The sequence below is a fragment of the uncultured Gemella sp. genome, assembly GCF_963529685.1.
Lineage (GTDB): Bacteria > Bacillota > Bacilli > Staphylococcales > Gemellaceae > Gemella.
Map to the genome: position 1 here is coordinate 1 of NZ_CAUSAI010000004.1, position 22,345 is coordinate 22,345.

Annotated in this window: 22 protein-coding genes; 15 read left to right on the plus strand and 7 right to left on the minus strand. The window is 29.6% G+C overall.

The window, feature by feature from the left end:
- The 11 genes from RWS90_RS01215 to RWS90_RS01265 form a co-directional block, all read left to right on the plus strand.
- On the plus strand, window positions 1-238 hold a 238-nt coding region (locus RWS90_RS01215), incomplete at its 5' end, for a hypothetical protein (RefSeq protein WP_314548120.1).
- Window positions 239-461: 223 nt separating this feature from the next.
- Window positions 462-848, plus strand: a complete 387-nt coding sequence (locus RWS90_RS01220; RefSeq protein WP_314548122.1) for a hypothetical protein — start codon at window positions 462-464, stop codon at window positions 846-848.
- 17 nt (window positions 849-865) lie between these two features.
- A complete protein-coding gene (locus RWS90_RS01225; protein ID WP_314548123.1) occupies window positions 866-1,813 on the plus strand; it encodes a polyprenyl synthetase family protein in 948 nt (315 codons plus the stop codon).
- Window positions 1,814-2,980: a slei family protein gene (locus RWS90_RS01230; RefSeq protein ID WP_314548125.1), complete on the plus strand. Its 1,167-nt coding sequence runs from the start codon at window positions 1,814-1,816 to the stop codon at window positions 2,978-2,980.
- A gap of 48 nt (window positions 2,981-3,028) precedes the next feature.
- Window positions 3,029-3,784: a GNAT family N-acetyltransferase gene (locus tag RWS90_RS01235; protein ID WP_314548127.1), complete on the plus strand. Its 756-nt coding sequence runs from the start codon at window positions 3,029-3,031 to the stop codon at window positions 3,782-3,784.
- Between the two features lie 154 nt (window positions 3,785-3,938).
- The gene (locus RWS90_RS01240; RefSeq protein WP_314548128.1) at window positions 3,939-4,877 is read left to right on the plus strand and encodes a serine hydrolase; all 939 of its coding nucleotides are present in this window, start codon (window positions 3,939-3,941) and stop codon (window positions 4,875-4,877) included.
- A 178-nt stretch (window positions 4,878-5,055) separates the two neighbouring features.
- Window positions 5,056-6,516: a DEAD/DEAH box helicase gene (locus tag RWS90_RS01245; RefSeq protein ID WP_314548129.1), complete on the plus strand. Its 1,461-nt coding sequence runs from the start codon at window positions 5,056-5,058 to the stop codon at window positions 6,514-6,516.
- A 335-nt stretch (window positions 6,517-6,851) separates the two neighbouring features.
- Window positions 6,852-8,228, plus strand: a complete 1,377-nt coding sequence (locus RWS90_RS01250; RefSeq protein ID WP_314548130.1) for a polysaccharide deacetylase family protein — start codon at window positions 6,852-6,854, stop codon at window positions 8,226-8,228.
- A gap of 171 nt (window positions 8,229-8,399) precedes the next feature.
- Window positions 8,400-9,662 carry a competence/damage-inducible protein A gene (locus RWS90_RS01255; RefSeq protein ID WP_314548131.1) on the plus strand — a complete coding sequence of 421 codons (1,263 nt, stop codon included), beginning with the start codon at window positions 8,400-8,402 and terminating at the stop codon, window positions 9,660-9,662.
- A gap of 73 nt (window positions 9,663-9,735) precedes the next feature.
- Window positions 9,736-10,032 (plus strand): DNA topoisomerase IV, encoded by a 297-nt coding sequence (locus RWS90_RS01260; RefSeq protein ID WP_314548132.1) that lies wholly within the window; start codon window positions 9,736-9,738, stop codon window positions 10,030-10,032.
- A gap of 253 nt (window positions 10,033-10,285) precedes the next feature.
- On the plus strand, window positions 10,286-12,454 hold the full coding sequence (locus tag RWS90_RS01265) for a hypothetical protein (RefSeq protein ID WP_314548133.1): 2,169 nt from the start codon (window positions 10,286-10,288) through the stop codon (window positions 12,452-12,454).
- A 189-nt stretch (window positions 12,455-12,643) separates the two neighbouring features.
- Here the strand turns inward: RWS90_RS01265 and RWS90_RS01270 are convergent, their stop codons facing one another.
- Window positions 12,644-12,970: a thioredoxin family protein gene (locus tag RWS90_RS01270; protein WP_314548134.1), complete on the minus strand. Its 327-nt coding sequence runs from the start codon at window positions 12,968-12,970 to the stop codon at window positions 12,644-12,646.
- A 247-nt stretch (window positions 12,971-13,217) separates the two neighbouring features.
- Here RWS90_RS01270 and gorA point away from each other — a divergent pair, with 247 nt between their 5' ends.
- Window positions 13,218-14,570 carry a glutathione-disulfide reductase gene (gorA, locus tag RWS90_RS01275; RefSeq protein ID WP_314548135.1) on the plus strand — a complete coding sequence of 451 codons (1,353 nt, stop codon included), beginning with the start codon at window positions 13,218-13,220 and terminating at the stop codon, window positions 14,568-14,570.
- A gap of 102 nt (window positions 14,571-14,672) precedes the next feature.
- Window positions 14,673-15,407 carry a hypothetical protein gene (locus RWS90_RS01280; protein ID WP_314548136.1) on the plus strand — a complete coding sequence of 245 codons (735 nt, stop codon included), beginning with the start codon at window positions 14,673-14,675 and terminating at the stop codon, window positions 15,405-15,407.
- A 66-nt stretch (window positions 15,408-15,473) separates the two neighbouring features.
- Here the strand turns inward: RWS90_RS01280 and RWS90_RS01285 are convergent, their stop codons facing one another.
- The 5 genes from RWS90_RS01285 to cysS are packed head-to-tail and all read right to left on the minus strand — an operon-like array spanning window position 15,474 to window position 19,065.
- Window positions 15,474-15,998, minus strand: a complete 525-nt coding sequence (locus RWS90_RS01285; RefSeq protein ID WP_314548137.1) for an NYN domain-containing protein — start codon at window positions 15,996-15,998, stop codon at window positions 15,474-15,476.
- A 21-nt stretch (window positions 15,999-16,019) separates the two neighbouring features.
- A complete protein-coding gene (locus RWS90_RS01290; RefSeq protein WP_314548138.1) occupies window positions 16,020-16,460 on the minus strand; it encodes a GNAT family N-acetyltransferase in 441 nt (146 codons plus the stop codon).
- Window positions 16,453-17,268: a 23S rRNA (guanosine(2251)-2'-O)-methyltransferase RlmB gene (gene rlmB / locus RWS90_RS01295; RefSeq protein ID WP_314397263.1), complete on the minus strand. Its 816-nt coding sequence runs from the start codon at window positions 17,266-17,268 to the stop codon at window positions 16,453-16,455. Before rlmB ends, RWS90_RS01290 begins: the two co-directional genes overlap by 8 nt.
- Window positions 17,252-17,683 (minus strand): ribonuclease III domain-containing protein, encoded by a 432-nt coding sequence (locus tag RWS90_RS01300; protein WP_314548139.1) that lies wholly within the window; start codon window positions 17,681-17,683, stop codon window positions 17,252-17,254. The genes rlmB and RWS90_RS01300 overlap by 17 nt, the downstream gene beginning before the upstream one ends.
- A complete protein-coding gene (gene cysS / locus RWS90_RS01305) occupies window positions 17,668-19,065 on the minus strand; it encodes a cysteine--tRNA ligase (protein WP_314548140.1) in 1,398 nt (465 codons plus the stop codon). Before cysS ends, RWS90_RS01300 begins: the two co-directional genes overlap by 16 nt.
- Before the next feature lie 245 nt (window positions 19,066-19,310).
- Here cysS and RWS90_RS01310 point away from each other — a divergent pair, with 245 nt between their 5' ends.
- Window positions 19,311-20,189, plus strand: a complete 879-nt coding sequence (locus RWS90_RS01310; RefSeq protein WP_314548141.1) for a YitT family protein — start codon at window positions 19,311-19,313, stop codon at window positions 20,187-20,189.
- A gap of 164 nt (window positions 20,190-20,353) precedes the next feature.
- Window positions 20,354-21,001 carry an ATP-dependent Clp endopeptidase proteolytic subunit ClpP gene (gene clpP, locus RWS90_RS01315; RefSeq protein ID WP_314548142.1) on the plus strand — a complete coding sequence of 216 codons (648 nt, stop codon included), beginning with the start codon at window positions 20,354-20,356 and terminating at the stop codon, window positions 20,999-21,001.
- 43 nt (window positions 21,002-21,044) lie between these two features.
- On the opposite strand, the gene RWS90_RS01320 is transcribed toward clpP, so the two are convergent.
- Entirely contained in the window at window positions 21,045-22,295 is a 1,251-nt protein-coding gene (locus RWS90_RS01320; protein WP_314548143.1) for a peptidoglycan bridge formation glycyltransferase FemA/FemB family protein, read from the minus strand.
- Window positions 22,296-22,345 lie beyond the last annotated feature (50 nt).

A 22,345-nucleotide genomic window follows, 5' to 3' on the forward strand; every position in this document is an offset into this window, starting at 1 on the left:
ATTAATAAGTTTATATAGTCTTTATATAAACTTTAAAAATTCGGAGTATATGAAAAGATCTAATTGGCATAATAGTATAATTTGTTATATATTTCTAGGTATGATTAGCAATAATACGGATAATATCTCTACTAAAGCAATTCTTACATTAGTAATGTTTTTAATATTAATAAGCGAATTAAATACAATAAAAATATTAAATAATAAAGACACAGAATTAGTTGTAGAAAAGATATAGATATACTGAATAGTAATATATTAATTTTCAAAAATGAATAAATTTATAGAGTAACTTTATGATAGTGATTTTTTAAATCATGATTTTAAGGTTGCTCTTAATTTTTATTATCATCAGGGATATTCAATGTATAAAAATTTTTATCTAGAAAATAGATAATCAAATTTTAATAAATTGCAATATTGTGGTATAATTTATACAGATAAATAATGAAGGATTTATTATGAAAAAATATAATTATAATGAAAGATTAATAGAAAAATTAAATATTATACCTTTTATAGAGAAATATAGTTTTAATAATGAGAGATATAATACGGCTATTTTTTGTGCTTTAAGTTCTTTGTACAGCCATGGTGCTTGCTCAAATCGTATTGAATCAAAGTCAATATTATTTGGAGATTATTTTAGTTTTGAGTATTATAGTTTACTAAAAGACGATTTGGATAAGTTAAGTATTTTGACTGAAACTATGCGAGTTGGGTATTTTCAAATTCTTACTAAGAGAATGAGTGAGGAAGAGTTTTATTTGAGTATAATAAAGACATGGTTTAATTTTTATAATATCGAGTTTCAAGAATTTGATAGTAAAGCGGTGGTCTTTGTATAAGATTAATGGAGAATAGGATGTTAAAACAGTATGAAATTTTGGTACATGATGTATTAGAAGATATTTTTGATATTACTAGAAGTGAAGATGATAGATTAAATGAAATTATCAAGAAGTATTTTCTAAATGGAGGAAAGAGGGTTAGAGTCCTTCTTTTACTTATGTGCGCCAAATTGGGAAATTTTGAGTTGAATAAAAAAGATATAATTCGAATGGCTAGTATAGTAGAAATTATTCATACTGCGAGTCTGATTCATGATGATATTATTGATAATGCTGAGACAAGACGTGGAAGTGTTACAATGAACAAACAGTATGGAGATGAATTTGCCCTTCGTGTTGGGGATTATCTTTTTGCGGTAGTTTTAAGAGAGGTTGCTAGATTTGATGATGAAAGAATTCATTATTATTTAGCAGATACGCTTAAAGAGCTTTGTATTGGAGAACTAATCCAAGAAGATGGTCTGTATAATATTAATACTCGTAGATTAGATTATTTAAAGAAAATTAAGAGGAAAACAGCGATATTAATAGCTTTTGCTTGTGTGGCTGGAAGTATTGTAGCTAAAGCTTCTGATGAAAACATAAGTAGTGCTTTTTCTTATGGTTATTATTTAGGAATGAGTTATCAAATAGTAGATGATTATTTAGACTTTGCTGGAGGAATTGAGTATCTAGGTAAAGAGGTTGGACAGGATTTAATGAATGGGAATATTACCTTACCAGCCCTACTTGCAAAAGAGAAAAATTCTGAGTTATTTAGTGACTTTACTAGAGATACTACCGATGAAGATAAGGAAGAAATAATTAATTTTATTAAAAATGATGAAGAGATTTTGATGAACACTTTGGATGTGAGTAGAAGATATTTAGGAAAAGCTCAGATTAGTATAGAGAATTTAAATCCTAATGTGAAAAGTGAATTAACTTTTATAATGAATAAATTAGCAAGGAGAGATAATTAGATGGATTTACAAAAATTTTTAGAGGAATTAAAAAATATTGATCTTTATGAATTAGATAGAGAGCAACAAGAGGAGTTTCGTACAGTACTTTTAGATAATGGATTATTTGAAGAGTGTTTAGAATTATCTAGAGTTATTTATGAGCAAAATAGAGAAGAAGATACTGCAATTGAGGGGTATGTACATAATCTGCTTTATTTGGATAGAAAAGATGATGCATTAGTAGTATTATATAATTCTCCAAAAACTCCAGCGATTTTATATCAAGAGGGATTGATTTATTTAGAAGATGAGTTGTATGAGATTGCTGAAGATAAGTTTTTAACTGCTAGAGCGGGAACAGATTTTAATGAGGCAATTCGTGCTATTGACAAAGAATTAGTAGGTATTTATTTAGCGACTGGAAGAGAAGATAAGGCTAAAAGTTTAAGCGAACGAATCTTCCATGAAGAACCTACTTTAGAAAATTTCCAAACTGCATTTGATAATTTATTTGCTTTGGGATTATTTGAAGAGGCAATTAACTTCTATAATGAGCATGGACGTGGATATGAGGATGCAAGTATTCTATTCTCTTTAGCATTTGCGTATAATCAAATTCAAAACTTAGAAAATTCTAAGATGAATTTACTAAAAACTATTGCTTTAGATCCAGATTTTACAGAGGCATATTTACATTTAGGGCATATGTCTAAAGGAGATGAAGCTAAGGGGTATTTAGAGAAGTATGTTGAGTTACAAGGAATGTCAATTAGTGGATATCTTCATTTAATTACGTTATATAAAGAAGATCAACAATATGATAATATTCGTACTCTTATGCAAGAGGTGTTAACGACTCAAGGTATTTCAGAAGAAACTTTATTTATTACAATACATGCGCTTAAGTCATTATTTGAATATGATAAAATTTATGGTCTATATAATGATAATGCTGAGATTAAAGAAGATCCTATCCTTTTAGGTGCGGCATTAAATGCATTATCTGAGGAAGAAGACTATATTGATTTTGTTGAAGAAGAAGTAGTTACTTATTTCCAAGTATTACATGATGATCCAACGTATTTAGAAACATTAAGAAATGTGTATGACTTAACAGGAAGTGAACGAGTTCTTGATATTATTAATCATTTTGAACGTCATCACGGACCACATGGACATCATTAATAACATTGATATGTAATCGAAATACGTTAAGAATAGGAGGTGTTAAGTATGGATTATAGTTTTAAAGATATTTATTCTAGGGCAAAGTCGGTTGTTGAAACTGATAGTTATGTAATATATCAAACAATTAAATCGAAACTGTATTTTAGTGGGAATTATTTATTGATGAAAAAAGAGCCGACTACTATTGATGAAGTAGAATATTATATTTCATCTTGTAGAAATTTCTTTAAGGATAAAGGTGTTAATTTTATTCACTTAGCAGCTTTAGAGAATGTGAAATTGTCCAGAAAATTGAAAAAATATCTAAAAAAGGAAAGTTTTAACGAGATAAATTTAAACTTGTATTATTTAAATATTAAAGATTTTATAGAGCAAGAGTTAAGTGATTTTTCTGTGGGATATCTTCAAAAAGTTGATTTAAACAGATATTTAGATTTTCAATATAAAATAGATATTGAGGCTAGTAATGAAGAATGGGCTGAACATAATCAGACTTTACTATATGAAGATATTAGATCAGAGAATATTAAACAGCTCGTTGCTAAAGACGGGGAGAAAATAGTTGGTTCTGCTAATATTATAGTTAAGAATAATTTCTTCGAAATTGATAATCTTTATATAACACCTGAATATAGGAATCTTGGAATAGCTAGGCATATTATTAGTTATGCTATTGATAATGAGCGTAAGGAGAATGTTCTTTTAGTTGTTGATGCGAATGATACGCCTAAATACATGTACGAAAACATGGGATTTGAGAAAATATCAGAACAAGATTTTTATCTAAAGACAGATATATAATTTTCAAGAGTAATTCAAAATACTAATTTTGGGTTACTCTTTTCTAGATAGCGTGTATTTATTATTTTATCTGATATTTTTGGTAGGTATTGAGAAAAAAGTTAATGTGTAGTAAACTAGTAATAGAATATGGAAAGAGGATGTGAGTAGAGTAGTGAAAAAGACTGGGAAGAGAATTTTAAAGTTTATAATTGAATCAACAGCGGTGATTTTAGTTATTTATGGAGTTTTTTCTGCTGGTGGTCATATAAAGGCTAGAAAAGATGCTATTAAGCAGCAAGAAATGGCGAAGCAAGAGGCACAAAACGAGGAAAATAAAAAAGAAGAGCCGGTAGTGGAGAACAAGAAACTTAGTGATACAGAATTAAATGAAACTTTAGACAGAGTTATCGAACAATATAAAGGTAATAATGAAATTGGTATTGTTTATAAAAACTTTTCTACAGGTTATAGATATTCGCAAGAGGACAATCACTACTTTACAGCGGCAAGTACGATTAAAGTAGTTTATGCTATGAAAATTTATGATCGTATAAGAAAAGGGGAATTATCTAAAAATGCCGATATATATTATAACGAGAAATTTTTAGAAGATGGTAATGGACAGATAACTAATAATAAGAAGAAAGATAGTTACAAGCTGGAGTATGTTATTCAAAATATGATTCAATATTCGGATAATACTGCGACTAATATGTTGATGGGGAATAGTGCGACAGCATCTGTATTTGTAGTTAAATATTTATCTGAACTTGGAGTGACATTACCACAAGAAGAAGCACAAAATAATAGAATTACACCAGCAATGATGGAAGTAGTTTGGACGAAATTGTATAAAGAACGTGATAAGTATCCTGAATTAATTAAGTATCTTGAAGATTCTGATGAGGGAGAATGGATTAAAGAAGGTATTTCAAATAAAAAAATCGCGAGTAAATACGGTGCTCTTGATGCTAATTATCACGATACTGCAATAGTATTTGGTGATGAAGATTATATGTTATTAATTTATACGAATAATCTAAGTAATTCGGGACAAAGTATAAAGAATATTGCTAAGAAAATCGATGAGATTACTAATAAAAATATGTAATAAAAGAAGATAGGTGGGAGTGACTCAAAAATCATAATTTTGAAAATAGATTTTGTTGAGTCACTCCTATAACTATAAATTATGTACGCTTATTTCTTTATTATTTTCAATTTTCATGCTATAATTAACAGGTTGTATAAATAAGACAGTATATAAAATTGAAATTAAGGAGAAATAAATGACAACATTTGAAGAATTAGGGGTTAGTCAAGAGACGGTTCAGTCACTAACCAATATGAATTTCATATCTCCAACTGGTATTCAAGTAGAGACGATTCCGTATGTATTATCTGGAATTGATGTCTTGGCTCAAGCACAAACAGGATCAGGAAAAACAGGTGCTTTTGGAATACCGTTAGTAGATACAGTAAGGCGAAATGACCAATTACAATCATTAATCCTTGCTCCAACAAGAGAGTTAGCTCAACAAGTAGGTGAACAACTTCGCCTAATGTCAAGAGCAAAAGGATTAAAGGTTAGTATTGTATTTGGTGGGACGAGTATAGAAAGACAAATTCAGGACTTGAAAAAACGTCCACAAATAATAGTGGGTACACCAGGTCGTGTAATCGATCATATCAATAGAAGAACAATAAAACTAGAAGCATTAACACATTTAGTATTAGACGAAGCGGATGAAATGCTAAATATGGGATTCATAGAAGATGTTAGGTTTATTTTATCAAAAATAACTTCAAAACATCAGACATTGTTATTCTCAGCTACAATGCCAAAAACAATTATGGAATTATCTAAAGATTTCATGGGAGATTATAAACTTATAAAGACAATGAGTGACGAAGATCTTAAGCCGGATATTACAGAATTCGCAACTATTGCTAGAGAAAATGAAAAATTAGAAACATTAATCGGATTTTTAGATGTACAAAATCCAAACTTAGCAATTGTATTTGGAAGAACTAAACGCCGAGTTGATGAGCTATCAAGTGCATTAATAGCGAAAGGTTATTTAGCAGAAGGTCTTCATGGAGATATTACTCAGTCAAAACGCTTAGAAATTTTACGTAAGTTTAAAAATAACTCACTACAAATTCTTGTAGCAACTGATGTTGCTGCTCGTGGAATTGATATTAGCGATGTTACACACGTGTATAATTTTGATATTCCTCAAGATGTAGAAAGCTACACACATAGAATAGGAAGAACAGGGCGTGCAGGGAAATCTGGGGTTGCGATAACATTTTTAAATCCTGTAGAAATGCCGTACTTAAAAGATATTGAAAATTCTCGTGGTGAGAGAATGAAGATGTTACGTCCGTATTCACAAGATGAAGTGAAAAAATCTCGTCACAATAGATTGTTTGAAGAAGTTATTTCTGAAGTAGATAATAATCATGTTGAGTTCAATAGTTTAGCTAATAAGCTATTGGCTGAAACAAATGCGGAAAAAGTAATTACAATTTTACTAAGTAAATTAATCAATGATAAAAAAGAAGTAGATGTAGAATTATCATTTGAAAAACCTCTGCCTCGTAAACAAGAACGAGGTAAACGTTCTAATAGAGGGAATGATCGACGTCGTCGTTCGGAAGGTCGTGATAAAAAGGGGCGCAATGAACGCCATGGTACAGATAAAAAATTCTTCGATAAAAAAGGGCGCAGAATGCAAAATAAATAATAAAAGAGATGTTGATATGGGGCTCAAAAGTTCTGAAATTCAACAAAGTTCATATAAGAACTAATAGACGCAGTGGTTTATTGATATCTAAATTCGCTTTATAAAAGCTTTTTAAATATCCAATAAACTGTGCAGGGGTGACTCAAAAATCTTATTTTTCGAAAAAAGATCTTAGAGTTACTCTTTTTTTATTTAGAAAATTAAAAAATATACAGTATTTACTAAATTCCTTCTAGTTTAATTGTTAAGTTTGATGTATAATAATTGGTGAAACGTTTTATTAATTTATATTTTTAAATTGTAATAAAAGAGATTACAAGAAGGGAATGGAAATAATGAAGAAATTAGGTGTTTTCTTAGGGATTTTAGTTATAGCAATATGTTCGATGTTATTTGTTTATAGAGATACTGCTTATCAGAAATGGCAGGAATATAATTTTCAATCACAAGTGAAAAAAACTGTTGAAGCCGCTGATAAGTCAGATTTAGCGAAAGATAGTAAGGCTAAAAGTGGCTGGATTGGAGATAAATATGTTAAAGTTTATTATCCAAATTCGAATACACCGGAGGCAAACGAAGTGAAATCTCGTTTAGATGACGAAACTAAAGACTTAGTAGAAGGAGAATTGAATTTCAGTAAAAATATTAAGGAAATAATATTCTATGGTAGCAAAGAAGAAGAGGGAAAATTTGCTAATGTGACGGAATTATCATTGGAAAAAGTTTCACATAAAATTAATGATTATGAAGTAGGACCCATTTCAACTAAAATTTTATTAAGTTCGTATACAGAAAAAGATGGTAAAACCTTCACTTTATCAAGTCTTTTCAAATCTCCTGATGATGCTAAAAATAAATTCTTATTTAAGATTAAGCAACAGTTAGCGCTGAAGGGAATATCTGAAAATGACATTAAAACGATAATAAATAAATTGAGAGATCAAGATATGGCAACTTGGAAATTTGCATTTAATGATTCTAAGTTTAATATAAATATAGAACCAAAAGTTGGAGATGTTAATTCAGTAGAAATTTCTATTAATGATTTGTACAAATATATAAATGAGAGTTATTTGAAAGGTGAAGATCTAGAAAAATATCAGACTTACATTAAAAAGAAAAATAGAAAAGCTGTGGCTTTAACATTTGATGATGGACCTAGTCCAAAAACAACGCCTATCGCATTAGAACTTCTTAAAAAGTATAATGCAAAAGGTACATTCTTTATGGTTGGACATGCTGTCGAAGGTAACGAGGAGATAGTTAAACAGGTTGTAGCAGAAGGGCATCAAATAGGGAATCACTCTTGGGATCATCCGGTACTAACAAAAATAAGTTTAGAAAAAGCTAAAAGTCAGATTAATGATACAACAGCAGCGTTGAAAAAAGCGAGTGGATTAGATGTTCATATTATGCGACCACCATACGGAGCAATAAATGAGACTATTCAAGCTGCGGTCGATCAGTCATTTATTCTTTGGGATGTAGATACACTAGATTGGAAAAATCGTAATACTGCTTCTATAATGAAAGAAGTCAAAAAGGCGCAACCCGGTTCAATTATCCTTATGCACGATGTTCATCAGACAACTATTGATGCACTACCATTAATTTTACAGTATTTAACTGAACAAGGTTTTGAGATGGTTACTATTGAAGAGCTTATGGGAGATCAATTAGAACTACATCAATCTTACACGAATAGAGAATAATGTTTTAATAGAGTAAAATTCTACGAGAATTATAAATCTTGAGAATTTTACTTTTTTTTATTAGAGTATAAGATTAGTATTATTTCAAGTATACTTTATTTATTTTTTAGTAAATTTGATGTAGAATATAGTTAAAGGATATAAAGAATTAATTTTTGTGAGGTGATTATTATGAAAGTTGAATTAGTTTCTGTGGGAACAGAGTTATTATTAGGAGATATAGTAAATACGAATACTGCCTATTTATCGAAAGAACTAGCTGCATTAGGGATAGGTGTATATAGGCAGACAACAGTAGGAGATAATAGGGAAAGATTACTTAAAACATTAGAAACTGCATTTTTAGAAAATGATACTGTTATTATTACAGGAGGATTAGGGCCAACTGATGATGATATAACTAAGGAATGTGCTGCGGAGTTTTTTGGTAGAGATTTTTATTTCCATGAATATTCTTGGGTGAAAATACTAGAGAGATTGACAAGAGCAGGAAGAACTGTTATTACAGAAAATAATAAAAAACAGGCTTTAATTCCTGATGGTGCAATAGTATTAGAGAATTTCTGTGGAACTGCTCCAGGAATAATTATCGAGGAGAATAACAAACGTATCATACTATTACCGGGACCTCCACGTGAAATGAGAGATATGTTTGAGAAAAGTGTAAAACCGTATTTAGAAAAATTTAGTAACAAGAAATTTATTTCTAAATATATAAGATTTTACGGAATTGGCGAATCATTACTAGAAACGAAAATAAAAGACATAATGGATAACCAAACTAATCCAACCTTGGCACTATATGCAAAAACAGGAGAGGTATTATTACGTATAACTGCAAGCTCGGATGAAGAGAGTGAATGTGAAAAATTAATATTAGGACAACTAGATGTGATAGAAAGTAGAGTTGGTGAATATATTTACCTAGTAGGTGATGAGAATATCTCTAGCTCTCAAACTGAAATGAATAGTGTAGTAGCAAACTTATTAGTTGAGAATAACTTTACTATTTCTACAGCTGAATCATTAACTGGTGGTAAAATAACTTCTATGCTAGTAGAGAAAAGTGGGATTTCAAATTCATTGCTTGAGGGAATAGTATGTTATTCAAATGAATCTAAAGTGAGAACATTAGGAGTTAAAGAAGAATCTTTAGAAAAATATGGTGCTGTTAGTGAAAAAGTGGCAAAAGAGATGGTACTAGGTGTTGCTAATAGGTTAGGAAGTGACTTTGCTATTGCAACAACAGGAATAGCAGGACCTAATAGTGATGAGAGTGGTAAACCTGTTGGACTAGTGTATATAGGAATTTATGCTTTTGGTGAAGTGAGTGTAAAAAAATGTATTTTTACTGGAGATAGGGAGTTAATCCGCTATAGAACAAGCATTGAAGCACTTGATGAAGTAAGGAAAATTATTTTAAAAAACTTATAGTTTTTACTTGTAAATTTTAAAACTATTTTGTATAATATGTATTAATAAAAAAAAGATATTTAAGGAGATTTTTATGTATACGATGAATTTATCTAGTTTGGAGTCACCGGATCCCAGGTACGGGCAAGATGATGAATATTCCCAGGACTTCAATACTGAAATAGACTATGAAGATGAAATTTTATCAGATTATGCTGATGAAAGTTATAACGAAATAGAGTTTTTAACTCCGGAAGAGGAGTTTTTAGACTACTCTAATGAGATGTTCCTATATAAGGAGTATTCGTACGATTTTGCAGACGATTACGAATATGATGAAGTTAGTATATCTAATGATCAGATAATGTTAGAAAATATAAGCGAGGCTTAATTTAACATTTTGTAAAGAATGATTGACCTATAAGTGAAGTACCACACTTATAGGTCAATTTTGTGATGGATATAATGGATATAGTTATTAGTAAACATTAGTGTATTTGATGTAATTTGTTGAATTATGTAAATATAAAATAGTTTTTTAGCAATAATTGTTTTATTTAAGTTTATTTTAATAATGTTTTATATAATTGTTGTTAAGGATTATGGTATAATATAAAAAAGAAGGTAATTAGAGAGGAGGAGAAATGTTGAAATATTGTAAGTTTGTCGTGTCTGGATTGTTGTGCAGTAGCTTTCTTATGGCTATAAATTCAGAGGCCAAAGCAGACTATTTTACTGATTATAATACAACTGTAATGGATACAGTACTAAGGAATAATATTTTTAATTTTGATTTATTTTCTAATACTAGAAGTTATTCTCCTCCTGTTATAAAGAATAGTGTAATTCAAAGTAATATGGAAGAACTAGAGTATAGTGCTGAATTACTAAGTTATAAAAAGAACTCTTATAATTATTTAATTTTTTATTCACTAGATAATAATAATATTCCGAGTGAACTGTTTAGAATACAATTAAAAAAAAGTGGAACAGGTAAGATAGTTGATAAAACTTTGCTTAAATTACTTGTTCCAAATAGTAGAATAATCATGAATGTTATGAGTTATGATATTGATGATAAGGGGAATATAGAGAATCTTGAATATTCAAAATCAAGTAAAGTATATTTTACTAAAAAAACTATCAATCTAGTTGTAACAGAAGGGAAAAAAGAAGTAGTAAATCGAACTATTGAGTTAAGAAATGCTCCGCAGGACGAAAGTGTACCGATTCTTCCTTATGAAATTGAACAGTATTATCGTCCAGATAAATATTATAGTTACAATAAAGCGACTATTCTAATAGATGGTAAAGAAATTAATTCTGAAAACATTGAGCTTCCATATTTAGCTAAAAAGATTGAGGTAAAACTGTCACAAGATAAAGATTACTGGAATAAAGTAACTTTAGAGTATCCATCGAAGTTTAAGGAAAATACAAAGGAGTATTTAATAAAAAAAGGTGTAACGTTCACAAACTTTATAAGAGATAATGAAATAAAAGAAGTAGTTTCTAAAAACTCTGATTATGAATTTTCTGGTTATTATCTTGATGAGAAAGAAGTGACGAATTCACAAGTTTTAGGAAATAATATAAAAATAAAAGCTAAATATAATACAAAAGTGGTATTGGATAATGGTAAGGCTAAGAAAGAGGTAACTTTACTAACAGATCAAAAATTAAGTGAGACAGATACTAAATTTTTTGATAAAGAAAAATATCATGTAGATTCATATACTATATTAAATGCAAGTGATAATTCAAAAATTAAAGATATTAAAGATTTATCAGAATTTAAAGTGGATGATAGCATTATAGTTAAGGCTAATTATAAAGAAAATGTAAATACTATAAAGATTCGTCAAGATGACTATAATAAACGTTTTGGTAAAGTAGATGATAGTATTAAGGATAAGGACTTAGAATGGCCTGAAACGAAGAAAATAGGGGAACTACTAGCTGAGTTACGTAAAAAGATTAAGCCTAGTTCGGGATATGAAGTACTGTTCAGATCTAATAAAAAGGTAGTAAACGATGATGAGTATATTACAACTGAAACTGTACTAGAAATTTACTTTAAAAAAGTAGAAAGTGAATGGGTCAATGTTAAATTTGTAGGAAGAGGAATAGATAAATTCTTATCTGATGGTCAAGACGTATTAGTTGGTTCAAGGATAGATAGTATGATTAATTTACCAACTGCTACGGGAGTTACTGAACAAGAATTTTTAGGTTGGCAAGCTAATGGTGATTATTTAATCGCAGGTGAGAACTCAGAAAATACAAGAGTATCTAAGAATAGGCTATTACAAACGAATGAGATAGGTGCTGTTGTAACTGAAAAAGGGAAGAATATTGAATTTAATGCAGTTTATAGAAAGTTATTTAATGTAGAATTTGAATATACTTTTGCAGGAAATATTAATCTATCGAAAAATTCATCGAATATTTTAAAAGTTGATGAATTTAATAGTATTGGGGATGCTACTAAAAATAATAAGATAATTGTTGAACCGAGAGCAGGGTATAAAATATCTTATTTTATAGCTAATAAGAATGTGAAAGTTAATTTGGATAAAGGAACTAAAGAAATATTTCTTGGTCAAAAAATTGAGGAGAATGATTTGTATAATATTGTTCCAACTTCTGATTTGAAGATTACACCAGTGTTTAAATTGAGTGTTGTTCCATCATCATTAAAAGAGATGATAGAGAATAATAAGATAAAAACCGTAGACGATGTTCTGAATTTGGAGTTTGAATCGACAGAAAATATTAGAAAAATTTTAGGTCCATTGTATTATTTAAGGTAAAAATAAGGACTACCCCAAAAGCCTTAAATCTTAACAAAGTTTATATAAAAATTCATAAACGTAGTGATTTATTGATATTTAAATTCGCTTTATAAAAACTTTTTAGATATCTCATAAACTTAACGGGAGTGATTCAATAAAATCTTATTTCTTAAGAAATCACGATTTTTGAGTCACTCCCTTTTTTCACTAAATTTTTTCTAAAAATTGTTCTACTTCTTTTTGTGTTTTAGCAAGTCTTGAAACAAAACGACTAACTTCGACATTATTTTTGTAACCTACAAAAGAAGGAATACCAAAAATATCAAGAGCTTGTGCTATTTCTGGATAGTCATCACGATTAACGTAGATAAATTTTATTTCTGGAAACTTGTTCATCGTTTCTTCTAAATAGCGATCAAGCATGATGCAATCAGGACACCAACTTGCAGAAAATACAAAAACAATTTTTTCATTTTCTTCTTTTAATATTTTAAATTGTTCTATAGAGTCTAATTTTTCTATATAGTTAAACATATTATCACCTCATTTATGGTTAAAATTATATCATAAATAAAAATTCTTGGCATTAACAATGCTTGAGTGAAAACTTATTCATAATTATTTTTAATTTTTGATTACAAATGTAAGCATATCTATTGAATTTAATTATTAAATGTAGCATAATATGAAATATAGAGATTAGATTAATTTATTAAAAATCATTAATATTAAGTGCTAATCTTTGATAGAAAAGCTATACTACAATTATAGAGGTGAAAACATGGCAAAACATTATGATTATATTGCAATCGGTGGAGGAAGCGGAGGAATAGCTTCAATTAACCGAGCTGCAATGTATGGTGTAAAAGGATTGTTAATTGAAGGTAATGAATTAGGAGGAACATGTGTAAATGTTGGATGTGTTCCTAAAAAAGTTATGTGGCATGCGTCACAAATATCTGAAAGTTTAAAATTATATGCTAATGATTATGGATTTAATTTTGGAGATGTGGAATTTGACTTTTCAAAATTAGTAGGCAATCGTTCTGCATATATTGATAGAATTCATGGATCATATGAACGTGGATTAAACAATAATAAAGTAGATTTAGTGAGAGGATATGCTAAATTTGTAAATAAAAATACGGTTGAAGTTAATGGTGAACAATATACAGCTGATCACATACTAATAGCGACTGGTGGACAACCAACTATCCCTAATGTTGAAGGGGCTGAGTTTGGCGTTACTTCTAATGAAGTATTCGCATTAAAACAATTGCCAAAACGTATTGCGGTAGTGGGAGCGGGATATATCGCAGTTGAACTTGCAGGAGTATTCAACGGATTAGGCGTTGATACTCATCTGTTTGTACGTCGCGATCGTCCATTAAGAACTTTTGATAAAGATATAGTAGATACTTTAGTAAAAGTAATAAACGAAGAAGGACCGACTCTTCACACTAATGCTATTCCTAAAAAAGTTGTGAAAAATGATGATGATAGTGTTACTTTAGTGCTTGAAGATGGACGTGAAACTACAGTTGACTTATTAATCTGGGCAATCGGCAGAAAACCATTATCTGAAAATCTTAACTTAGAAGCAGCAGGTGTGGGAGTAGATGAACGTGGATTTATTCCAACAGATAAATATCAAAATACTAATGTAGAAGGTATCTATGCAGTAGGTGATGTAACAGGACGTTTAGCTTTAACTCCGGTTGCTGTTGCTGCGGGACGTAGACTATCAGAAAGATTATTTAATAATAAACCAGAAGAACATTTAGACTATACTAATGTAGCCACTGTAGTATTCTCACACCCAGCGATTGGTTCTATTGGATACACAGAAGAACAAGCTGTAAAAGAGTTTGGTGAAGAAAATATTAAAGTTTATAAATCATCATTTACACCTATGTATTCTGCAATAACTAGCCACAGACAACCATGTTTTATGAAACTAGTAACTGTTGGTGAAGACGAGAAAGTTATTGGATTACACGGAATTGGATATGGTGTTGATGAAATGATTCAAGGTTTTGCTGTTGCGATTAAAATGGGAGCAACAAAACGTGATTTCGATAACACAGTAGCGATTCACCCAACTGGTTCAGAAGAATTCGTTACAATGAGATAATTTTATAAAGATAAAAGCAGGAAAATCTTTTAGGGATGTCCTGCTTATTTTATTTGACATTAATATTAAATAGGAGTATTCTGAACTTGGGAGGGGATTACTATGGAAAAATTTTTAAGAATATTAGTTGTTGGAATATTTATTATATCAATAGCGACAGGATGTGTAAGGTTCAGTAAAGAAGATACAGAAACTAACGTTGCAAAGGATTCTTCTAATAAGGTTTTTAAAGAATGGATTGGAGAAAAAAGGATAGATAGTATTAAAATTAACATAGAAAAAAATAATGTTAAAATTTATTATCACGATAATGAAACAATTTTAATAAAAGGAAATTTTAAGGGGAATTATAAATATTCTATAGAGAATAATTCACTTAATATTAATTCTACTGCAGAGCAATCAGGTGACAATAGTCTAACAATATATCTTCCTAAAAAAGTGTATAAAAGTATTAGTGTAGAAAATAGAGATGCGACTTCAAAAATATTTGATGTGAATGTTAGGAATTTAGTTGTTAATAGTAATGATGAGATAGTTGTTGATGGTGCTGAAGTAGAAAATCTTAAATTATCTACTGATAATAAAAAGGTACAAATTACTAAGGATACTATAAAAAATGGAGTAATTGAAACAAAAAATAATGCGAAAATAATAGTAGATCAAATTAAGGTGAATTCTATGGATTTGGTAACAGATGCCGGTGATATATTTGCTAAGATATTAGGTAGTAAGGAAGATTATCAGGTGAATTACAGTAAAAGTACAACAATCTCTAAGGAAAAACAAATAACAGCAATCTCAAACAAAGGAAAAATTGAAATTAGCTTTATTTAAATTAGAGTCTGAATTTTTCGAAATATTAAAAAAAGAGATGAATTTTATAAGTCCATCTCTTTAGTTTTAAAATTTCCCATTTTTTATGAAATTTTCTAGTTTTCTTCTATCTTTATCGCTCATTCGAATGTGCCTATTTTTTAATTCCCTAGAATTATGTTTTTTTGTTATTTTAGAAACATTTTGTTTTCTATCCTTTAACTCTTTTATAAACATATGGCAGTCACGCAAGATAGCTCCATATCCTAGTGTAGTATCACGTTCGTCATGATCATCACTAACTACAATGATATCAATAAAGTGATCAATTCTTAGTTCACGAGTTTTTCTTTCTATCCACTGATCTGCACGTTCTCCAGTTTTTGTATAAACAATGCTGACAGGTGGTTCTTCTTTAATATATTCTTTTGAACGAGTTAAATAGGCATCGAATACGCAGTAGACAATATAATTGTTTCCACCTGCATATTCACGTAATATATCGATTAAAATATCACGTTCGGTAGGGAAGGTAGAGCTTTTTATTAAGTCATATTCTTTCATACGAAAAAGTAAATTATAACCATCAATAAATAAATATTGTTTTTTCATAAAAAGTCCTCCTTTAATAATTTAATTAATTACTTTCCTCATATCTACATGTTCCATACCAGCATCTAAATATATCATATCATTAACTCGGTTATAACCTAATGATTCGTAGAATTTTTCAGCTCGAATTTGAGCACTAAGTTCAATAATTACTTCTTTTTTTAGAATTTGTTTGGCTATGTTTTCGCAACCAATGATAAGCTTACGACCGATACCTTGACCGCGGTATTCTTTATCAATAACAACGCGTCCAATGTGAATAACGTCTTTATCTATATCGATAAGACGAGCGACTCCTACTAAAATATTGCCGAGGAAATATCCTATATGAATTGTATCTACACTGTTGTCTTTGTCATCTAATTCTAGTTCAATAGGAACATTTTGTTCTTTAACGAATACTTCAATACGAAGAGCAAAACCAAGGTTAAGCTCTTCTTTAGTTTCTAATATTTTAATCATTAGATTTAATTCTTTCGTACATTATTATACCAGCAGCTACAGAAGCATTTAAGCTTTGAATTTTACCTAACATAGGTAGGTGATATAAGAAGTCACATTCATTAGTAACAACTTTACTCATTCCTTCACCTTCATTACCGATTACTATAGCTAGTGGTACATCTTTTGCTATTTTTGTATAATCTTCAGAACGTTCTGCTAGTGTAGTTCCCGCAATCCAGAATCCTTTTTCTTTTAGCTTTTTAATAGCATCAGTTAGGTTTGATACACGAATAACAGGCATATGTTCAATTGCTCCTGCAGATGCTTTAACTGCAGTTTGGCTAACTACAGCGGCACGACGTTTAGGGATAATTATTGCTTTAACACCACTAGCCTCAGCAGTTCTAATTATTGCTCCAAGATTATGTGGATCTTCAATGTGATCTAAAATTAGTAGAGTAGTATCCTTATTAATTTCTAGGTTATTTACTACCTCATCAAGTTCAAAGTATGAGTAAGGTGCAACATATGCGATTACTCCTTGATGACGTTCAGTGGTTGAATTATCTAATTTACGCTTTGGAACTTCTTGGCAAATGATTTTTTTCTCATTCGCAATAGCGAAAATAGATTTTAATCTTCCTTTTTCAATGCCTTCTTGGAATAAAATCTTATTAATTTCTCGTCCTGATTTTATAGCTTCAAGAATAGCGTTACGTCCAGCAATAACTTCTTTATCTAAATCAATCTCAGAAGTTTCAACTTGAGGTTTTTGTTCTTTGTTTTTTAGTCTTAATTCTTTATAATGCTTATTGTTTTTCTTCATATAATTTTATTATGTAGTTAAACATTTCCTCCAATCTTTCAAAGTTTTTTTCTAAATATAAATAGCCGAATACAGCCTCTAGACCTGTAGCAAGTTTATACTCCATAATACTTGCGTTTTTTGCTTTAGAGTTGTTTTTTTGATTTTTTGCACGGTTATAAATCTTTTCTTCATGTTCTGTTAGTATACTATTACTTAGCATATTTTCCATAAAACTTGCTTGTGCTCTTGCTGATACGATTGTAGAAACTGTCTTATGAAGATCATTTATTTTTCCTAAGTGATTTTTCATAACGTATTCTCTACTCATAATATCATAGATGCTGTCACCAATGTAAGCAAGGGTAAGTGCCTGCATTTGATTAGGGTTTGCGAAGTTTTTTTCAGTAAATTTAAAAGTTACATTTTTTTCCATCGTACACCTTGTTTAGTATCCTCTAGGATAATTCCTTGTTCTTTTAAGTCATCTCTAATTTTATCAGCTAAGGCGAAATCACGATTTTTACGAGCTTCTTCACGTTCAGCTATTAAACTTTCGATGTGCTCACTATCAAGTGTATTATCTTCTTTTACGTTTATTCCAAGAATAGAACTATAAGTTTCAAATGCAGCGTTGATTAGCTCTAGAGTTTCTTTGTTGACAGCTTCTTTTGCTGTGTATGAATTAGATATTCTTACGATTTCATACCAAGAAGAAAGTGCATTTGCTGTATTGAAATCATCTTGCATATATTCTTCAAATTTGTTTAACTCTTCTGTAACTAATACTACAACATCTGTATCTAGTTTTTCATCAGTCATATCATTATTTAATCTGAATTGTAAGTTTTGATAAGAAGTTTTAATTTTTTCAAAGTTTGTTTTTGCAAGTTCAATATTTTCTAATGTATAGTTAATTGGAGTTCTGTAGTGAACTGTTAACATGAATAAACGAAGTACCATAGGGTCTATTTCGGCGATAATATCTTTTACAAGGCGGAAGTTACCTAAACTTTTACTCATTTTAACATTATCAATATTAATAAAGGCGTTATGCATCCAATAATTACTAAATGGTGCATGGTTATGACACTCAGATTGTGCAATCTCATTTTCATGGTGAGGGAATGTTAAGTCTTGTCCACCAGCGTGGATGTCGATTGTATCACCTAGAGTTTCTTTTGCCATTACAGAACATTCAATATGCCAACCAGGACGACCTTCTCCAAATGGACTATCCCATTTAACTTCACCGGGTTTAGCTTTTTTCCATAATGCGAAATCTAGAGGATCTTTTTTGTGTTCACCGACTTCAATACGAGCACCACTAATTAAATCGTCGATAGATTGCTTACTTAATTTTCCGTAGTCTTCTTTTTTACGTGTTCTAAAGTAGACATCACCATCAGCTTCGTATGCGTATCCTTCTTCAACAAGTTTAGCGATGAAGTTGATTATTTCTTGCATATATTCAGTAACTCGAGGGTTTTTTGTTGCTCTTTTACATCCTAGGGCATCATAATCTTTAAAGAAGGTAGAAATGTACTTGTCAGTAAGTTCATTTGTTGAAATACCTTCTTCATTACTGGCTTTAATAATCTTATCATCTACATCGGTAAAGTTAGAAATGAAATCTACTTCGTAACCACTGTGTTCTAAATATTTGCGTACTACGTCAAAGACAATAATAGGACGAGCATTTCCAATATGGATATAATTGTACACAGTAGGTCCACAAACATACATTCTTACTTTATTTTCTTCAATTGTTTTCAGTATTTCTTTTTGTTTTGTTAAAGTATTATAGAGTTTAATCATAAATAGCTCCTTTTATACGGGAGAATAAATTAAGAAACTAAAGTGCTTTATTTCTTAGGTTAATAGCTCCCAAAATTGTTCAATATCATAATAACTAAAAAAGTCTATTACTTAAATTTTAACACAAAACGTTAATAAAATGAATTATTTATTAATGTTTTATTAAAGATAGTTTATTTTCAATTGTTTTAAATTTATATTTGTATTAAAATATATAGTGAGAATAAATAAAGGATAAAGATACCATGAAATTATCAGATACAATTTATGCTACTGAAAAACATAAACAAGCAAAAGATGTTGTTCTTATTATAATTGGAACGATATTATTCTCTATTTATGCTGGTTTATTGATCCCTGTAAATAATATTGGTGCAGGAGGAGCATTAGGGTTAAGTTTAGTTGCAAATAAATTAACAGGAATAAAAATAGGAACAGTACAATTCTTATTAAACGTTCCACTGTTTTATATAGGTTATAGATATATTGGTAGAAAGTTTGTAATACTTACAGGAGTTGTAATAAGCGTCTCATCTTTTTTGATTAACAATTTACCAAGAATTATTACTCCAGTAAATTTAGGTGATTCACTTGTTGCAGCAATTTTTTGTGGAATTATATCAGGACTTGCGATGTGCTGTTTATTAGTTGCAGGAGCTTCAACTGGAGGAACAGATATTACAGGTAAATTCATCTCAAAAAAAATGGATTTTAATTTACCTACGGTATTTCTTATACAAGATATTACAATTTATATAATAGTATGGATATTTTTTGATATAAAATATGTAATGTATGCGCTGGTTATGAGTTTTGTACGTAATCAGACGATGAAGGGTGTTCAAAAATTCTTTTCTGCTTATATTCAATGTACAATTATTTGTAGAAATCCAGAAGTTATGGTAGAAATTATAAATAATACATTACATAGAGGATCAACTATAATGGATGTAGAGGGTGGATACTCTCATGAAAAAAAACGTATGATTATAGTAGTAATTCAACAAAACGAGATGCATCAACTTCGTAAATTAGTAGCTAAAAATTGCCCTGATGCATTTATAACAGTAAGTGCAGTAAATACAATAGTAGGTAACTTTAAAGAACATTCATATAGATTATAGAATTTTAAAAGATTTAGCTTAGAAATAATTTTAAGTTGAATCTTTTTGTTTAATTAGAATATATAACAATTGAAAATGCAGAAGAGTTAGAAAGGGAAAAAAGTTGCTAATTGACCATTTTTGATATATAATATCTAGTGAAAAGAAAATTAGGAGGCAAGAAAATGAATTTAATTCCTACAGTAATTGAGCAAACTTCTCAAGGAGAAAGAGCTTACGATATTTATTCAAGACTATTAAAAGATAGAATCATTATTTTAGGTTCAGATGTAAACGATCAAGTAGCAAATTCTATAACAAGTCAGCTTTTATTTTTAGAAGCACAAGATAGTGAAAAAGATATCTATTTCTATATTAACTCACCAGGTGGTAGTGTGACTGCTGGATTTGCTATTTATGATACTATGCAACACATTAAATGTGATGTTGTAACTATTTGTATGGGTATGGCAGCTAGTATGGGGGCATTTTTACTTGCGGCTGGGACTATTGGTAAACGTTATGCACTTCCAAATGCTGAAGTAATGATTCACCAACCACTAGGTGGAGCGCAAGGTCAAGCAACAGAAATTGAAATTGCTGCAAAACATATACTAAGAACACGTGAAAAACTAAACAGAATTTTAGCTGATAGAACTGGACAAACTATTAAAGCTATTGAGCGTGATACAGAGCGTGATAACTATCTAACAGCAGAAGAGGCTTGTGAATATGGATTAGTAGATAAAGTTATGTATCCAGAGAATAATAAACCTCAAAAAAAAGAAAAACCAAAAAAAGCTACGAAAAAAGTTGCTAAAAAAGAAGATTAAATGAGAAAAAAAGGAATTGAGTTAAAAACTCAACTCCTTTTTATTATATTTTCCAAATTTTTCCGATAGCATTTCTGATTTCATAGTTATCCATAAAATACTCTATATTTCCGTTGAAATTACGTTTAAACTGAAGAACTCCGTAGTCAGTAGCCTCTTCAGACTCAAAATCTTTAGAAGTACCGAAGAAATTGAAATATTTAAAGTTATTATTTATAGCGTATTTTATCATATGGAATAAGATTGCATATGGTCCCTCATAACGATGGAATTTTCTCATCGCTCCACTAGTAAAGTAAATTAAATCTTGACCTGATTCGATAAAACTTGCACAAGATAAATTGATAATATTACCATTTTCAGATTTTAATTCTCTTATCTTATCGATTTTTTTATACCAAATAGCAATATTTTCATCGAATTCTTTAAGACGATTTGTCGCTTTTTTAGCATTGACTTTTCCTTGTTCTAATTTTTCTTTTAAGTCATCGCGTTCTTTTTCAAGACTTGCGATTGTGTTAGTTGTAGTTTCAATAAATTGATCACAGTCAATATAGGAAATTAGATAGTGTACCTTTTCCTTTATACTATTTTTTAATGTTTTGAAATAAGTATTGTCACGAATTTCAAAGTTTATTCTATTTTCTGTATCACGGTTTATTTCATCAAAGATCTTAGCATCTTCTTCATTAAAGATATCTATCTCTCGAACTTGAACACCTTCTTTAATAGTTCGATTAATAGTATAGCGAGCTATTTGAGAAACGTTTTTTAATAAGTTTGTTTCTGTGATATTTTCATCTAATGTTTTAGAAAAAATGCAACGTGAAGAAAGAGTAGGGTTTGTGAATAAATCCTCATTCATAGCACAATAATTTAAATCGTTTAAAATTCTATTAACTTTGATAGCCTCTTTATTTTCAGTTATATATTCAATATCATTGAAGTATTTCTCATTTATAAATGGATTTACTCTTACACAAAGAACTTTAAGATTTTTTGAATAGTAGTTTTTTAATTGTTCAAAGTAGAACGAAACTAATTCAGTATTAGAATAGTCCATTATTGGTCCATGTTGGGCGGTTACTTTGTAAAAGTATTTTTTATACTGAAAATATATAAATATTCCGTAAGCTAAGATCTCATTATTTTCTTTAACAGCTAAAATTTTAGTTTTCAAGTTATTATTATGTGCCATGACATTATATTCAGCAGTTTGAGAAAAGTAATAACGATGATTATTTTCTTTTTGAAACTTTAGTAGCTCCTCACTACTAATTTCAGTAAATATCATTTCGAAATCTCCTTTTTTTATTTATTTTCAAAATCACTTATAAATTATAT